The organism is Brumicola blandensis (genome assembly GCF_031846165.1).
Taxonomy (GTDB): Bacteria; Pseudomonadota; Gammaproteobacteria; order Enterobacterales; family Alteromonadaceae; genus Glaciecola; species Glaciecola blandensis.
Window position 1 is genome coordinate 175,314 of record NZ_JAVRIE010000005.1, and the last position, 17,227, is coordinate 192,540.

The following is a 17,227-nucleotide window of genomic DNA, read 5'->3' on the forward strand; positions in this document are numbered from 1 at the left end:
CCCCGCTAGTGAGAACTAGCGGGGATTTCTTTTATCTTCTTATAGGTTTTTAATCTGCTCTTTTCCAGCAATTCTTGCCTTCTTTTTTCGCTTTGTACAAGGCATCATCGGCTCTTGCAAAGAGGTCACTGGCAGTATTCTTTTGGTTTGGAATCAGCGATGACACACCAATGCTGATAGAAAACTTACTCATTTTCAATAAATGATTGTGTGTCATATTTAACTTATTGAAGCGTTCGACCAAATCCCTCGCAATCTTGGATGCGCCATCATAGTTGCAGTCAGGGAGTAAAAAGATGAATTCATCGCCGCCGTAACGTGCTACCACATCTGAGCTTCGTTTATCCGCTTTATTGAGGGTTTCAGAAGCTAACAATATGAGTTCATCACCTTTAGCATGGCCAAATTTATCGTTAAACTCTTTAAAATTGTCAATGTCTACAATTAGCATGCTTATCGTCTTTTTCGCACGTTTGCAGCGAGCCCATTCATTAATTAAGGCATAGTTATAACCACGGCGATTGATCAAGCCAGAGAGGTCATCTTTAAAAGCCATTTCCATGACTTCTTGATGGTATAAGGCGCTTTGTACTTTCGATTGCACTCGAGCTACAAATTCCCTGGGGTCTATCGGTAATGAAATAAAGTCGTCACAACCCAGGGTAAAAGCTCTAATCTTATCGTCCGGGCATTGGTTGATGCAGTCGCAGAATAGTATTACCGGGATGGTTTTGCTTAATTCTGACTGCTTTAAACGTACCAATAAGCTATCAACATTCACCATTTTGCAGTGGCTATTTACCATAATAAGAGAAGGCAAACGAACATTGTAATTGAGATGATTTCCGAGTTTCGTATAGTCTATTAGATGTTCAATTTCGTAGGGCAGCGCTTGTAAAGACAAAACGATGTTGGAACTTTCTTCATCTATAAGCAGCACTTTGGGGGGCTCATCACTAGCATCATTTTGTAGATGAAATATCTCTGGTTGATCAGCTACTCGATTCATCTCTTCTTACTCACAAAGGCGGCTACTAAAAAGTATTACTCTCCACGACAAACAGTGTTTATCATCCTTGCTAGCGTAAATACAGCACTTTCAGACAACTGATGATAACGTTTTCGCATCCTACACTGTAAACTTAATCGTTTATATGTCGACTCATTATCAAACTAAAGTTTATAAAATGTTACAATTTTTGATCCACATCAATCATGCTTTTATGTAGATGGCTAAGCGAAAAGCGCGTAGGATCCATTGCACTCATTTGGGGCGTTGTGGTTTTTTAAGAGGCATATGTCCTCAAACTTCCTCGTCATAATATTAAAAATAACGCCATCACTGCTTGGGAAAACTTTTTGAAATCGTTCTATATCATTATTAGCCTACTTGCTTCGATGTTCTTTCTGAGTCCTTTCAATAAAGCGCAAGCTGAATTCCCAGAGAACAAAAAGAAACCCCACATAGTCAAACAAAAATTGGTCGTGCCATTCGTTGATGAAACCATTACTGTTGATGGTAACTTATCTGATAGCGCTTGGGCTCAAGCTCATACTGTGAAGCTAAATTTTGTCCATCGACCTTTCGACAATACTAAGCCGCCGGTTACTACTACAGCTTACTTTTATGAAGATGGAAGTACACTCTTTGTTGCGTTTCGCGCGCATGATAGCGACCCTGAGCAAATTCGCTCATTTTTGCGTGACCGTGATAGTACCTGGGGACAGGATATGGTGGGTGTCAAAATCGATACGTACAACGACGGGCGGCTAGCTTACCAGTTTTATGTTAACCCATTGGGTGTGCAAACCGACAGTATTGAAAATGAAATGACGGGTAATGAAAGTGCCAGCTGGAATGGCATATGGGAGTCACAAGGTCAGCTTACAGAAGATGGCTATCAAGTAGAAATGGCCATTCCATTACGCTTACTAAACTTCGAAGAAACCAAGGATATCAAAAAGTGGGGCATTGAGTTTGTCCGCTTTTATCCGCGTAGCGATGAGTACCGTATTTCTCATCTGCCTTTCAATCGCAACAACGCCTGTGTTTTATGTCAATTGGGCGATGCCAGTGGTTTTGAACAAGCCAAGCAGGGGAATAATTTGGCTATTGTACCCACTGCTGTGCTCGGTGCGACGCGAGAGCGTGATCCAACTGCCACTAATGAATGGGAATACGATAACGCGCAAGAAATTGGACTCGATGTCAATTGGGCGATAAGTCCCGAGATGAGCTTACAGGGCACACTCAATCCTGACTTCTCTCAAGTAGAAGCCGATTCAGCACAATTAAATATTAACAATACTTTTGCGCTGTTTTTTGACGAGCAGCGTCCGTTTTTCGTTGAAAATGCCGACTACTTCACTTCATTTCAAAATCTGATATATACCCGAAATGTGAATTCGCCCGATTACGGATTGAAGCTCACTGGGCGAAAAGACCAACACTCAGTAGGTGTTTTCGTTGCGAATGATGAACAAACCACCTTTTTAGTTCCTGGTAATTTGGGCTCTAGTGTCGCTAATTTCGATGCTAAATCAACTAACCTTGCTGCGCGATATCGTTTCGATTACTCAGATAAACTCGCCATTGGTGCCGTTGTCACGGCCAGAGATGCAGAGAATTATCATAATTATGTGACCTCTATCGATATTAAATATCGTTTGAGTGATCAAGATACCTTGCGGGCGCAAGTCATTCATACTGACACTTTGTATCCTGAAGGTTTGTTTGAAAATTTTTGTGATAATAATTGTTCGCGCGATGAAGACTTTAGTGAAGCTGCATTGCGCACGCAGAAAAACGAAAGTTTCACTGGGCGCTCTTATTATTTGGACTATCGACATGAAACGAGTGACTACGATTTTCGTGCAACACGTTTAGAAACTGACGAAAACTATCGGGCCGATTTAGGTTTTCAATCACGAGTCGATCGGAAGGTCACCATTATAGGTGGTGGTTATAATTGGTGGAATGAGGACTCATGGTGGAATAGGATCAGGCTCAGCGGTGATTGGGACCAAGCTCATAATATGAATGGAGAGCTTCTTGAGAGAGAAATTGAAGCCCAAATTAATATCCGCGGCGATTATCAGTCCTACGCACAATTTGGTGCATTAAAGCGAACTAGGGTGGGTTTGCGAGAGTTCAACAACAGACTCGATATCATTAATAACGCCACTTATTTTGAAGAGGAGTCGATGTCACTCTATTTGGAAACAAAACCTAATCAGTATTTCTTTATCGGAAACTTTATTCGTGTTGGCGACGCGATCGACTTCGCGAATAACCGATTAGGTGACCAAGTTTTTATCGAACCGACAATCGATCTGAATTTAGGTACTCACGCACGTCTTCGTATTCGTCATACATATAGCAAATTAGATTCAAATAATGACAAGCTATTTGTTGCAAACCTGACTGACTTCCGCCTGACCTACCAGTTTGATCAACGCCAATTTTTTAGAGTGACCTTGGCTTACTCCGATATCAGTAGGAACTTAGATAATTATATTGTAGCGCCAGGAGAAGATTTGGGTCTTGATGCTGATTCACAACAGCTGGGTGTGCAACTCCTCTATTCATATAAACTCAATCCGCTCACTAAATTCTTTATTGGTTACGCTGATAGTGCATTTGACAATGACGACTTAAATAAGCTGAAAACCAACGGCCAGTCAGTGTTTATGAAATTCAGTTATGCATGGTTACAGTAGCCTGGGGCCAGCCTATCTCTAATCATAACAAAGCCTAGTCTATCGGGACGCTGATTGATTCCCCTGGTACTGAAAAGTAAGGTTTACCTGTTTGGATGAGTTGCGCGGGGACTTTCAAAGGTACATGAACACCTACACTTCGTTTTGCATTGATTCTGTAGTCGAGAATATAATTCCCCTCGCTGGATAAAAAGAACCAGTAAGGTGGAAATGCAAGGTCAGTCTCTTGCTTTTGCCAATACGACAATAATGGACGAAAGTGAGTATCGTTTGGGTCTGCATCGCCCATGTGAATATAGGTAGTGGTGTGTTCTTTTGATGGTAAGGTGACTCTGAACACGATATTACTGACATCTGCTCGTCCCGGCCAGCCTGCATGGGGTATGCGCACTGCATCAATAATAATATCCTTCACTTTAAATGAAACTGGCTTGTCCTTGTATTCTAGTGCAATAGCTTCAATTCGCGTTTCTATCTCTTTGAACCCCTCCAATACCGCCAGTTTTTGTATTGCCTGAGAAGGCGCCACCAAATGAACGGTATTGTGTTCTTGAAGATATGCAAGCATGTCGTCTGCATTGAAGTGGTCACCATGAGCGTGGCTAACAAAAACAATGTCTATATCATTGTAGGGAGCTTCGTTAGCCATAATAGCAGCCAATATTTTTTCTGGGACAAGTTGATAGGTTCCATAATCATTATGGAAAAATGGATCGAACAGGACTTTGTACTCTCCTGCTTCAACCATGATCCCCTCATTAGCTAGATAGTGCGCTGTTCCATGTTTTCCCGTCGTTGTCTCGTGTGAGTAGGCGTGAAGACTTGTTACCAACATGGGAAAGATCAAGGCTAGTTGCATTATTCTTTGATATTTTTTCATGAGTGGCAGGTTTTTTGTCTTGTTATCACTCGATAGTAGCACATTTTACAAAATAATTTATTGTACCCCTTGACCCGTGGGTACAAGTGGTGTTTAATTGTACCATCTAACCAAGGGGTACAATTGTTAATGATTACTATCGATCTTGACTCACCAGAACCACTTTTTCATCAATTGGTTTTGCAGATAAAGCAGGCGATCGAGAATAAGCAACTTCAGGCTGGAGATGCTCTACCCTCGATAAGGCAGCTTGCGGCAGATTTAGATATTAATGCAAAAACCGTCGCGAAGGCTTACAGGTTGCTCGAACGTGACAGCGTGATTGAATCAAAAGGCTATCGCGGTTCTTTTGTGCACAGCGATGCCTTAGACAACTTACATATTGATATTAATGAATGGCTTGGCTCAACTATGTTAGTCGACATTGAAAAATATCGGAAAGCCGGCGCGACAGATTCAGAAATTAGAAATGCATTTACCCAAGCGATGTCTCGCTAGAGTAATGCACACTATTTACATATTGGAGAAAAATTATGTCTGATTGGTTACCTCAATCAAATTACTTGCTCATGCTAATGCAAGTAGGCTTCACGCTTATCCTGATACCAGTGCTGAGCTATTTTAAATTAACAAACATAGCCTTAAACTATGGCATTAATCGATACCCGCAATCAGAAGCTCATGTCAAAGAATGTCTGGCCAAAGCTACCAAGGTTTATTGGAGTTCAGTTGCATTTATCTTGATAGTCGTCGGTGCTATGGTACTTCACGCTATTTTCAATGGAACTGAGCTTCTCAATTGGGATGACCATATGGGCGTGATGATAATGTACTTATTGGCGATGATCCCTGTCGTTGTAATGGTATTCATGCATAAGCGTCTTTTTACTGTATTTAAGCAGTATGCGGGAAGCAAACGTAGCGCATCATTGCGTGTTAGAAGCTGGCAAGACTACATACCCATGTCTTTGCTAGTACTAATAGGCATAGCAAACCTCGTGTTTGTAGCCACCATATTATACTTTGTAAATCACCCTTTCGAAGGTTTTGCTGGCTATGCAAATTTACTCGGCTTATTGGTTATAAATGGTATCTTTTTTGCGATTGTTATCTACTTGTATAGAGGTGAGAACAGCCAGGGTTATTATCACCCAGAGCACCGTGATGCGATAAAAAAGAGAGCCATTCAGATCAATCTGCTTATTTTGGCTCTCGCTTTATTTCATATCTCTTTGAGTATTTGGGTACAAGGTTCTTATTTAGTTGAGTATAAATTAATAGTGCAATCCTTGTATTTACAGCTTATTCTGGCGCTATCTGCTTTTGCACTGACCTTGCCTAAGTCAGTTTTTGATGAGAGTAGTGATTCTGAGCGCATGAAATAAGTCACAAGGAATGTAATGTATATCCCGAAAAATTTAATGCTAACCGACCCATTGGCAATTGAAAATCTTATTTCAGAATATGGTTTCGGCTTGTTGATTTCCCAAGACCTTGAAACCACTCGTTTGCCTCTTTTATACAACGCTAAAGAGGGTGATAAAGGAACGGTGATCGGTCATATGGCGCGCGCCAACCCCCAATGGCGAAACTTGAGTGGACAGAGAGTGTCCGTGGTCTTTAGTGGTCCACACTCGTACATTTCACCTACTTGGTACGTATCAAGACCCGGTGTATCTACTTGGAATTATGCGTCAGTACAATGCTTTGGTACTTTTCAGGAATTAAACAAAGAAGATACCGTTAATGCGATTGATGCTCTAATACAAAAATACGAGCCTGAAATTGCCCACAATAAAACCTTAATGCCCACTGATTATATTGAAAAACTATTAAAAGCCGTGATTGGGTTTAAGGTGGTGGTCGACGAAATTCAGGCTAAAGAGAAATTAGGCCAACAGAAAAAAACAGAGGATCAATTAGGTGTATATGAGGCGCTGCGCCACAGCGTACATAGTGAATCCCGTCAGTTGGCAGAGTATATGAAAAAACGTGGCCTAGGTGATGGCAGCAAGTAAGTTGTAAAATCATGTACCTTGCTTAACTGCGTCTGTGTATTAAGCTAACAATAAATGCTCAAAAAGCCTTGTCTCAAGGGCTTTGCGTATGTATAATGCGCGCCCTTGAAGTCAACATCTCAGTTCCTTGTCTCCATATAGACGGCTTCACTATCCGAGACTATAACCGTAGGGAGCAATAATGCGTCATTACGAAATCGTATTCATGGTTCACCCAGATCAGAGTGAACAAGTACCAGGCATGATTGAAAAATACACTGGTATCCTCGAACAAGACGGCGGTAAAATCCACCGTTTAGAAGACTGGGGTCGCCGTCAATTGGCATACCCAATCGAAAAACTTCACAAAGCACACTATGTACTACTTAATGCAGAAGCAAATGCTGAAGCAGTAGAAGAGTTGGAAACGGCTTTCCGTTACAACGACATCGTGCTACGTAACATGGTAATGCGCACTAAAGCTGCTGTGACTGAACAGTCACCAATGGCTAAAGAAGAGCGTCGCGATGATCGTAGACCTCAGCGTGAAGAAAGATCTTACGATGCTCCAGCAGCAACGGAAGAAGCTAAAACAGAAGAAGGAGACGAATAATGGCTCGTTTTTTCAGACGTCGTAAATTCTGCCGTTTTTCAGCTGAAGGTGTAGCAGAGATTGATTATAAAGATATCTCTATGTTGAAAAACTACATCACTGAAAGTGGTAAAATCGTTCCTAGCCGTATTACTGGTACTAGCGCTAAATATCAGCGCCAGTTAGCAACTGCAATTAAGCGCGCGCGCTTCTTAGCATTGTTACCGTATACAGACTCACATAAATAAGATTGGCATAGAGGTAGCAAGATGGAAATCATACTACTAGACAAAGTCGCCAACTTAGGCGGTCTAGGTGACACAGTCACAGTAAAATCAGGTTACGCACGTAACTTTTTATTCCCACAGCAAAAAGCTGTTCCAGCAACTAAAGCTAACGTTGAGAAGTTTGAAGCTCGTCGCGCTGAGTTGGAAGCTAAAATTGCTGAGCAATTGGCCGCTGCGCAAGCACGTGCTGATAAGCTTTCTGCACTAGAAGCAGTCACTATCGCATCTCCAGCTGGTGATGAAGGTAAGTTGTTTGGTTCTGTTGGTACTCGTGATATCGCTGATGCAGTTACTGCAGCTGGCGTTGACGTTGCTAAGTCAGAAGTTAAATTGCCTACGGGTACATTGCGTGAAACAGGTGAGTTTGAAATTGATATTCAACTACACTCTGAAGTCATGACTTCAATCAAATTGGTTATTATCCAAGAAGCATAAGTCATTGGCCGTAAGGCGCATTATTAACACTTAGGTGTTGATGCAAAAATATCAAGGCTGAGTATTGTTACTCGGCCTTTTTTTTGCGTGATTAATACTTGTATGTACGATTACTTAAATCCAGCTTCGCTATCTTGCTGTCTAAGGAAACGCTGATAGCCACTTATTTTTTCGCAGAGCTCTGAATTTATCTGTTGCTTAATATCTCGACCTACTTCAAGTTCGCGGATAAGCGCAGGTGAAGCGGCATAGTTGCCACATTGTATATAGTGCAATTCGTGTGGGTTTAAGCCTTGCGGATTAAAGTAAACGGGAATGTTAGTTTGCTTAATATCATCTAATGCTTCAAATGACTTCATCATACTGAGCCAATACACAATACCATTTTCTAATTCATCCACACCTCCAAAGCCAATCCCTTCATTAATGAACCATGCCACAGCGCTTTTATTGCCAAAACGAACTGCATTTAACATATCTAGTTCGTCAAAAACTAAGCCCATATTACTGGATTTCATAAAAGCATTCGGATCCTTAGAGAAAATGACAACCATCATTTTTACCAAGCCCTTCTGCTCCTCAGTCAGTGCTTCTGAAAATAACTTTGAAATTGAATCACTATCCTCACCACCGAAGGCTTCGGCTGCCTTCATAAAAAACTCTTTATCTTTTTCTTCGCCAAACTCTTCATACTTTACTTTTAAGCGAGACGAGTAATAGAGTAAGTGAGCTCTTTGAACATAAAGCCTAGAGATTTTTACTAACTCCTCGTCAGCGGCCTTTAAATCATCCTTGCTTTCAATACGTTGCTCGTACCACCTTATCAACTCTTCGCCAGTCCAGTGGAATTCAGTTTCATTCTGGCAGCTTGAGTTCGGGTTTAAGCGTAAAATATAGTGGGGCCATTGAGTTTGTGCTTCTGATAGGCGTTTATCTATTTCTTCTTCACTGAAACCTGACAAGTTCTCGTTCACTGAACTCAGTAAGTATTCGTTAATATCAATGCCATATTGAATAAACATCTCTTTGGGATCTCTTTCCAGTACTTGGCTGATAGCAATTACGTCGTTAGCACTGGGTAAACCAACAATATCTGAAATCTGCCTGACTAATGCCCTGAACTCTTGTCTTCCTTCATCAGTGGGCTCTAATCTGAATGAAGTGCCGACCTTAAGTGCGTAATACAGAGATTGTGATTGCTTAGGAGTCACGCTTAAGCCAAGTGATAAGGCGTGTTGAAGGCTGTCGAAATTACCATTGAGTAATATTCTAAACAGTAAGTGAGTGCCGCTTTTGTCTGCAGATGCCGGCAAGGGGCTCTGCATATCGACTCTCTTCATGAATAAGTCGAGAAGCTCTGCTTGCGAATTGCGCAATTCATATAAGACATCGTAGGCAAAAGTGCGGTCAAAAGCAGGATGCCTGTCAAGTAGCGCTGAAAACTGAGCCTGACTCAAACCGTAGGGATTGAAGTGTAAACTAGTTAGCACCAAACTCAGGTCGTCTTTATACTGCTCGATAATGAGGTCAGCGTCTCTTTCACCTGTGCTAAACGCCATTGCAGGTTCACTGTTATATAGTAACTCCTGAACTTCCGAATTACCTTTCTCTTGAATGAAGCTAGTGCCATATTGACTCTTCATATTTTCGGCTTCATAGTGGCGATATTGTGGGTTGGTTACCAGATCTACTGTTGATAATGACCGCCAGTTTACACTTCTAGTCTTGATCGCAGCGGACATTTGGTCCCAGTCAAAGCCTACTACTTCAAGATCCGGAGCGGCACAATACGATAAGCTTGTGGTTTGCTCTGGTGCAATGGTTTTTTGAGTGATTTGTTTTTTAGTCGGCGCCTTTTCAAGGTCTTCTATCGCTTCAATTGCACTCGTTGGAGTAGTACTCATTTCTCGATTTTGCTGAACAGGTAAATCTTCATAAGGCGCGTATAGAGTATAAGTGACACCAGCAATGACAAGTAGTAGGGCAAGCAGAACCACTGTAAACAGAGTGATCCTACCGCTTTGTTTGCGACCTTGATATGAGTCCTGACGCTGAAAAAATTCGCCAGCTAGATTAAGGTTCTTTGGAATCAATATTATCCTCTTCGCTCTCTTTGTCAGCCTCTTTTTTGTCGCCCGACCACACTCGACTGAGCAGTTGCATTGCCGCCGCAACACGATTAATGGGGCGAATTAAGTCACCCGTATCAGACTGCTGCATATCTACTTTTATTGCTTCTAAAGCACCAGCCATTTGTGACAATTGCCGCACAGCCTGCAGTTGTGGATCGCCTTCAATATTCTGCGATTGCTTACTGTCAAACGCACTGCAAATATGCTCCCAACGTTGCCGCTGTTGTTCCGTCATCACGCCACGCAGCATGGCTAACTTTAACAAGTTCTCTTCCGCGCCAGAAGTCAACGTTTGGGCTTCACCAGTGTAGTGATCACCAATCAACTGCATGAGTTCCTGATGATTCATTACCGCTGAGACTTTCTCAGTCATCTTATTCATGTTGCGATAACTGCCTTGCAACTTAAATGGCGGCTCTTCGCGATAGTCTTCTGCCGTTGCTGCCGATTCAATATATTGTAGATTCACTTTTAGAATGACTTCTTGAATCGCTTGCAAGTGCTTTAATACCGATACGATTTCGTTGGTTTCGGCACCGCTATACTGATGACTAAATTCACTGCTAGCCACTTCTTCGCCATTTGCCATCGCCACAAATTGATAAACATCTTTCATATCTCTTAACGCAAGAGGCGCTAAAACAGGGTTAGATGTGAGCGCATTTTCTATGTAGCTGAGGGCGAACTGCTCTTCTTTACCACCAAGCACATCACCTAAGTTATAGATGTCGGCCCGGTTAGCTAGCATGTCTGGCACTTTAAAGACATCACCAGATTCAGTGTAAGGGTTACCGGCCATGACGACACAGAACTTCTTACCGCGCATATCATATGTTTTACTCTCGCCTTTCCAAACACCTTCAATACGACGAGTGCCATCACAAAGAGCGATAAATTTCTGCAGAAACTCAGGGTGCGTATGCTGGATATCGTCCAAATACAGCATAACGTTATTACCCATCTCTAAACCAAGATTGAGTTTTTCAAGTTCTTGCTTTGCAGTTGCGTTCGGCGCATTACCAGGATCAATTGAAGTAACATCATGGCCAAGAGACGGACAATTAATCTTCATGAAGACCAAACCGAGCCGGTCTGCAATGTATTCCATTAAGGTTGTTTTACCATAACCTGGCGGAGAGATTAGCAACAATAAGCCCATTAAATCGGTGCGCTTGTCATCACCAACGGTGCCCATTTGTTTCGCAAGGTTGTCGCCAATGATAGGCAGATAGACTTCATTGATAAGCCTATTCCTAACAAAAGAGCTTAAAGGCTTCGCGTTATAAGCTTCAAGTTGAAGCTCTTTGCGACTTTCCTTCATGAGACTATTTCTAAGCTGATGATAGCGCTCGAAGTTCAATACATGTGTTGTGTGATAATGACTTAGGCGTTGATTAAATTCATCAACGGACAGATGTAACTCACCATTTTTAATACGAGGATGGTCGCTTAATAAATCGGTGATCTTTGCGTTTAGTTTAATGGATGTCACGCGAACAGGTAAGTTTGTACCAGCAATAACCAAGGCCGCAGCCTCTTCAATATAATGCTTTTGTTGCACCAGTTCGAGGTCTGCGGTGGGTTCGCCATCAGCCTGTTGACCTAAAGTTGCCTCAATCCAAGCGCAAGCGAGTGTCCACTGTTCATGCAAGCCAGCGATTGTTGCTTGCGTTGATTTGCTTGAAAGCGCTTTGCGTCCGTCGGCTAAACGACGCTCGAACTGTTGCATTGCATCGCGGAAGTCTTTTTCGTGACCTAAGTTTTTAATTGCTTGCTCAAACAGTCGCTTGATATCAGTACCTGATTGACTGGTCACAAACTCGAGTTTATCTTGCGCCAATTCTAAACTCAGATAATCAACGGCTTGATCGATATTAGTATCGTCAAAGTGCAGTGTATAAGTGCAGACAAATGCTTTCATCGCCTGAACAAGTTGTGCTCTTAGTTGCTTAAATCCAGCCAAGGTAGAGAAAGACTTAGAAAGTATCAATGCACTTTGGGCATGACTGCACCATAGCGTACGCTGGTTGTCATCAGCTAAACTGTGTGTCCAAAACATTATCGCTAGTGCTCTAGCTTTCGGTGCGAAGCGCAACAAGTCAGCTTTTTGATGAATAGGCAATAAGGCTTGAAGTAAGCGCAAAGCATCAGCATCGTGTATGCCTTTTTCGTAGCCCTCTTGATAGCGCGCTGTCATATAATCTCGAATAATTTTCGACAATGCTGCGCTTTTATCTTTGTCTTTTGGATCGGATGCTAAGTCATATAGCTGCGTCAAACTGAGTTCATTTCGCTGGTTCTCGGCATCTTGAAGGATCACCGAGCACAAGTATTCTGCTCGACTAACCTCTGCGTTTTCTGACACTGAGTTTTGTTGCCAGTAAGGCTTTAAGGTGCTTAATTCTTCGTTTTCAACACGCTCATAATAGTCAGTACCGACTAAATGCCGGTATAAGCCATCGTCGCGTGGTAACAAAGTGAGATCTAAGTTCTGCGTATTCACACTAAACTTATGTTTACCTAACTTAATGACTGCGCCGCCGTCTTCGAAAATATCTTGTTTATCACGAAGAGAACGTATTCCTTGTTCCTTCACGGCTTTGAGTTGTGATTCTAAGTCGTCTGCTTTGATCTGATCATTCAATTCACGCAATTGCTGTGCAAGTTCAGCGATCTTTAAGATCATAGGATCGGAAGCGAAATAAGTGTTTAAATCGGTGGGGTCGTTGAAACCATTTGCTCGTCGACTGACACCCTTGAGAATGCGCTCCGCCGCACTAAAGATATTCTGGGCACGACGTTGCTGCTCTTCCATCAGGCTTTGTTTGCGACTTTCGAATGCACTGTGAAGCTCTTCTCGCTTCTCCATGATATCGCCGAGGAACTCATCGAACTCACTGAATTTAGATTCAAGTTCTTCTAACTGAATCAACAAGCGAGACAGTTGCTCTTCAGCTTTATCGGGTGTGTCGACCATTGCAAGGGCACTACTGATACTTTGTGAGAACAGTCTAAATTGTGCAGCGAATTCAGCGCTTGCTTCACTCGAACCTAGGTTCTTACGTCGATTACGTCCTTGAGCTTTAACCTTGTTGAGTTTGCTATAGATTTCGGAAATATCATCAAGGATTTTGGTGCGCTTTGTGGCATCGTCAATTTTTAAGCCATTGAGAACTTCGGTTAATAAATCTAAGCCGAGCGATAGCGATTCTAATTCTTCGTTAACCTCATTGATAACGACCACCAGTTCAGCCGTTTCGATGCGTTTCTCAAGTGTTGTCACGCTGTCTATATAAGGTTGAAGCGCACTGTCATCGGATAAAAAGGTTACTGTAGCATTACTGACTTCATCAAAGGCGGTTTGCACTGCATCATCGAGTTCGGTAATCCGTTCTTTGTCGATGTAACGCTGGTCTTTTAGGGTGACTAAAAAGCCGCGCTGCTTGCGCAAATTCATTAAGCAATCAACGAATTCTTGTGGTGTACTCCAAGAGGTAATGCGGATACTGCCAATCACCGCTTGTTGTTTTTCTTCTGCTTCGCTTAAAGCAAGTATCGCTTGATGGCGAATTTGCTCGACTTTTTCAAACTCATCTATCACTAGTTCGGCAGTACTGGTGATTTCTTTTATCACCTCACCTAGGCCATCTACCTCTGCATCGGCAATCCAATAGTATGTATCGAACATGGATTTCGCTGTTTTAATCAGGTCTTCATACGAAGCGCGGCTAGGGTTATTGCTGTTGATATTGCGATGTATCGAAACGATATCAGAGATACCGCGCACCAACTCTTTATTGCCAATGCGGCTATAGAAACTATCTTTATTGGGTTGCTTAGCTGCGAATTCATCACTGTAATAAGGTGTTTCCCATACCTGCATAGGGTGGACGCGAGTCGCTTCATCTTCCGAGCTGAAAATAACCATTTTGCCATTGTCGAAAATGCTAAACCCGTGGGCATAAATGGGGTTTTGTAACTCTTTGCGAATAAGGTTATACGAATACAGACCGGCTAAACCAGACTCTGGTTCGTAAAAAATAAACAGAACATCCTCACCATTAGGCGAGCGAATACTGCGTTTAAAAGTCAGGCCATCAATTTCGTCAGGAAACTTTTTAGTCTCACCGTTTTGTAAATAATAACCACCTGGGAAAATAATACCGTGGTCTTCAGGTAATGAAATACAGGCTAGACCAATTGCATCGATGCGATTGACCTTTTGAGTGCGCACATTGAAAACAAGATAACGATAGTTTTTTTCGCGGTAGGGCAATATTTTCAGAAGAATTAAGCTACCGACTTGAGCATATTGGACGGTGGCGTCTGCGAGGCTTTGGGTTTCGTCGTCTACCTCTTCATTATAAATACCTAGACCGTCTTCTGTGTTGTTTTCCACCTTGATCGTCAGTTGACCATTAATTGTTTCAACGAAAACCTGATCAAGCACGTTAATATGCGGGTGGCTGCCGGTTTCGTGATGTTCGCGTCCCGCAGTTTTCCATTCAAAATCGTGAGAGGGGGCCTTCTTAATTGCACGTTCGCCCCGATTATCTATGTAGTTGGCGCTACCGTCTTTCTCAATACGCCATTGGAATACTCTAATATCTTCAAGTTTGCGACCAATTTGGAATACCGCAAATAAGGTTTGATTTTGTACTTTTAGCTGAATTAAGCGAGCTTCTTTGTAGTATACGTAAAGCTCATTAAATTCTTTTACAAAGCTCGGGTCCGCTAGAAATGAACCGGCTAGGTCTTTTTGTTCAAGCTCATAAGTGCCGTCTTGTTCTACCAAATGATAGAGACTAAAAACATCAGCCACTTGTGTTTCTTTCTTCAAGCCGATAAAAACGTTGTAACCAAATAGGAGATCCTTTCCAACTGGAACAATATCGCGTGCCACACAGTTATTTTCTGTGCGGACTCTGACTCGCCCTGCAACCTCCAGTTTGGCCTGGCCAAATTCTTCAATACGGGCGTTATTTAGGTTATCGACTTTGGTTTTTAGGGTACTTGCTTGCGAGATGAGACGCGCACGAATGACTTCATACGCACCGCCATCGGCAACAGCTTGGTCGAGTTGCTCTTGATCACTGGCCATAAATCAGTACCTATTAACTAGACGTACTATCGCTACTAGGTTTACCTTTTTGACTCAAGGCATTCGTGACTAACTCCATCAATTGAGGATTATCACCATTGTCTTTCAAGAACTTGGCAATCATCGCTGTCACTGCCGCATCTTTTGCATTTCCACTGGCACTGCCGAAACCTGCGACCAGTTCTTTCGCGTCCTCAACAAAGCTAGCCTCACCATTAAAGTGATCTTCAAAGGCCGTACCTAAGGTTTCAGACTTGCCAATGGTGCCGTCAATTGCTTTACCTACAGACAATGACTTCACAAAGCTATCGAAATAAGCCGTGTCTCCACCAACAATATCAATGTTAGCTTGTTTCAATGCTTCACCCAAGACAAGTGCTTGATGACCAGCAATGTCGACATTGGTTTCGATAGACTTGATAATTTGCTCATGTTGTTTATCTAGGCGCATTCTAAATTCTTCGTGCGCTTTTTGCTCGTCAGACATGGTCGCCATTGCTGCGAATTTCTTGGTCATGCCCTCAGCTTCTGCCTCGGCTTTCTTCGCCATGACTTCCGCTTCTGCAACACCACTTTTCTCAATTGCATCAGCCATGGCTTCTTTCACGCGAACGTCAGCCATGCCTTCTTGTTCTTTTGCAACTGCTTGCGCTTCCATGACTTTCGCTTCTGCTAGGCCATCAGCAGCACTAAGGGCTTCTTGCCCTTCTGCTTGTTTACGTTCAGAAAGCGCGCGTTTTTCAGCAACTTCCAAGTCAGCCGCTGCCGTAATCGACTTCTCTTTGGCGTGATATTCGGCTGCTTTCTCAGCGGCTTCAGCGGCTTTGATGTCTTTCACTAAGGCTTCTTCAGCTTCTGCTTCAGCATGAATCACTTTGGCTTTCTTATTGCGGTCAGCTTCAGCAACCACACGAAGTTCATTGATTTCTTCTTCGCGCTCGGCCACGGTCTTATCGACTTCAACTCTTGTTCTTATTACTTCGGCAATTTCACGTTTTTCATGTTCTACGAGCTTTTCATTAGCAATACGTTGTAATGAGGCTTCTTTTTCACGATCAATTTGTTCTAGCTCACGCGCTCGGATAACGCGTTCTTCTTCAATCGCTACAGCACGTAAACGGTTATTTTCGGCCACTTCTACTTCGCGTTGTTTGTTCTGTTCTTGTACTTGAATTTCTTGCTCAGACTGCACTCGTGCTTGTTCAGCTTTCAGGTTTTCCTCATGCTGTACGCGCTCAGTTTCGGCTTTTTCACGCGACTTAACCGTTTCTACTTCACGTTGTTGCTTCGCAGTTGCATCGGCTTCTTGGCGCTCAAGCTCTAAAATAGCTTCACGTGTTTCAACATCTTTGCGTTTGATTTTCATTTCTTCATCACGCTGGAAGATATTGGTTTGAATATGCTGCTCGGCAGTGAGTTGCGTGATCTTGCGAATACCTTGCGAATCAAGAATATTATTGGGATCAAGCTTCTCGATAGGTGTTTGTTCGAGGTAATCAATGGCAACATCTTCAAGCACGTAGCCATTGAGGTCGGTGCCGATGTTGTCGATAATTAAGTCTCTGAAGTTATCTCGCTTAGCGTATAGGTCTTCAAACTCGAGTGATTTACCCACTGTTTTTAGGGCTTCTGAGAATTTTGCGCTGAATAAATCTTCTAGGGTGGCGATATTTGATGCACGTTCACAACCGATTGCTTGAGCCACTTTAAGTACATCATCACTGTTTTTGTTTACCTTGACGAAAAAGCCCACTTTGATATCTGCTCGAATATTGTCCTTACAGATCAAACCGTCAGAGCCGCTGCGGTCAACTTCAATCGTTTTGAGAGAGATATCCATGATTTCAAGTTTATGGAAGACCGGTATAACAATACCACCTGTAAAGGTTACTTTAGGTTCCGCACGCATGGTGTTGACGATCATTGCTCGGCCTTGCTCGACCTTTCGGTAAAGCTTACCCATAATCAAGACAACCAATAGGAAAAGAACAACAATGGCAATAGCCACTGAACCCCAAAATATAATGATATCGCTCATTCGTTTACTCCTTAAACTTCACGATACTTGACTGCCAAAATACAG

At 42.6% G+C, this 17,227-nt stretch carries 12 protein-coding genes; 7 read left to right on the plus strand and 5 right to left on the minus strand.

All coding sequences use genetic code 11. The features are described from left to right. Positions 1–49: 49 nt before the first annotated feature. Entirely contained in the window at positions 50–1,009 is a 960-nt protein-coding gene (locus RM544_RS13040) for a GGDEF domain-containing response regulator (protein WP_311362236.1), read from the minus strand. 350 nt (positions 1,010–1,359) lie between these two features. Between RM544_RS13040 and RM544_RS13045 the strand changes: the two genes are divergently transcribed. Continuing rightward, complete coding sequence (locus tag RM544_RS13045) at positions 1,360–3,720, plus strand: carbohydrate binding family 9 domain-containing protein (RefSeq protein ID WP_311362237.1); 2,361 nt, start codon at positions 1,360–1,362, stop codon at positions 3,718–3,720. A 34-nt stretch (positions 3,721–3,754) separates the two neighbouring features. Here RM544_RS13045 and RM544_RS13050 read toward each other — a convergent pair whose 3' ends face one another. Further along, complete coding sequence (locus tag RM544_RS13050; protein WP_311362238.1) at positions 3,755–4,600, minus strand: MBL fold metallo-hydrolase; 846 nt, start codon at positions 4,598–4,600, stop codon at positions 3,755–3,757. 129 nt (positions 4,601–4,729) lie between these two features. On the opposite strand from RM544_RS13050, the gene RM544_RS13055 reads away from it, so the two are divergent. The 6 genes from RM544_RS13055 to rplI all read left to right on the plus strand — a co-directional run bounded on the left by RM544_RS13055 (position 4,730) and on the right by rplI (position 7,911). Next, a complete protein-coding gene (locus RM544_RS13055; protein ID WP_311362239.1) occupies positions 4,730–5,098 on the plus strand; it encodes a GntR family transcriptional regulator in 369 nt (122 codons plus the stop codon). A gap of 35 nt (positions 5,099–5,133) precedes the next feature. Continuing rightward, entirely contained in the window at positions 5,134–5,985 is an 852-nt protein-coding gene (locus RM544_RS13060) for a hypothetical protein (protein WP_311362240.1), read from the plus strand. 15 nt (positions 5,986–6,000) lie between these two features. Further along, complete coding sequence (locus RM544_RS13065; RefSeq protein WP_311362241.1) at positions 6,001–6,618, plus strand: FMN-binding negative transcriptional regulator; 618 nt, start codon at positions 6,001–6,003, stop codon at positions 6,616–6,618. Between the two features lie 181 nt (positions 6,619–6,799). Further along, a complete protein-coding gene (rpsF, locus tag RM544_RS13070; RefSeq protein WP_311362242.1) occupies positions 6,800–7,210 on the plus strand; it encodes a 30S ribosomal protein S6 in 411 nt (136 codons plus the stop codon). Continuing rightward, positions 7,210–7,437 carry a 30S ribosomal protein S18 gene (gene rpsR / locus RM544_RS13075; RefSeq protein ID WP_311362243.1) on the plus strand — a complete coding sequence of 76 codons (228 nt, stop codon included), beginning with the start codon at positions 7,210–7,212 and terminating at the stop codon, positions 7,435–7,437. Before rpsF ends, rpsR begins: the two co-directional genes overlap by 1 nt. A 21-nt stretch (positions 7,438–7,458) precedes the next feature. Next, a complete protein-coding gene (gene rplI / locus RM544_RS13080; RefSeq protein ID WP_311362244.1) occupies positions 7,459–7,911 on the plus strand; it encodes a 50S ribosomal protein L9 in 453 nt (150 codons plus the stop codon). 110 nt (positions 7,912–8,021) lie between these two features. Here rplI and RM544_RS13085 read toward each other — a convergent pair whose 3' ends face one another. Genes RM544_RS13085 through RM544_RS13095 form a run of 3 tightly spaced genes read right to left on the minus strand, consistent with a single transcriptional unit; the run spans position 8,022 to position 17,182 of the window. Then, positions 8,022–10,004, minus strand: coding sequence for a hypothetical protein (locus RM544_RS13085; protein ID WP_311362245.1), 1,983 nt, complete (start codon positions 10,002–10,004; stop codon positions 8,022–8,024). Beyond that, a complete protein-coding gene (locus RM544_RS13090) occupies positions 9,985–15,144 on the minus strand; it encodes a DNA repair ATPase (protein WP_311362246.1) in 5,160 nt (1,719 codons plus the stop codon). Before RM544_RS13090 ends, RM544_RS13085 begins: the two co-directional genes overlap by 20 nt. Positions 15,145–15,157: 13 nt before the next feature. Further along, positions 15,158–17,182, minus strand: coding sequence for a flotillin family protein (locus RM544_RS13095; RefSeq protein WP_311362247.1), 2,025 nt, complete (start codon positions 17,180–17,182; stop codon positions 15,158–15,160). Positions 17,183–17,227 lie beyond the last annotated feature (45 nt).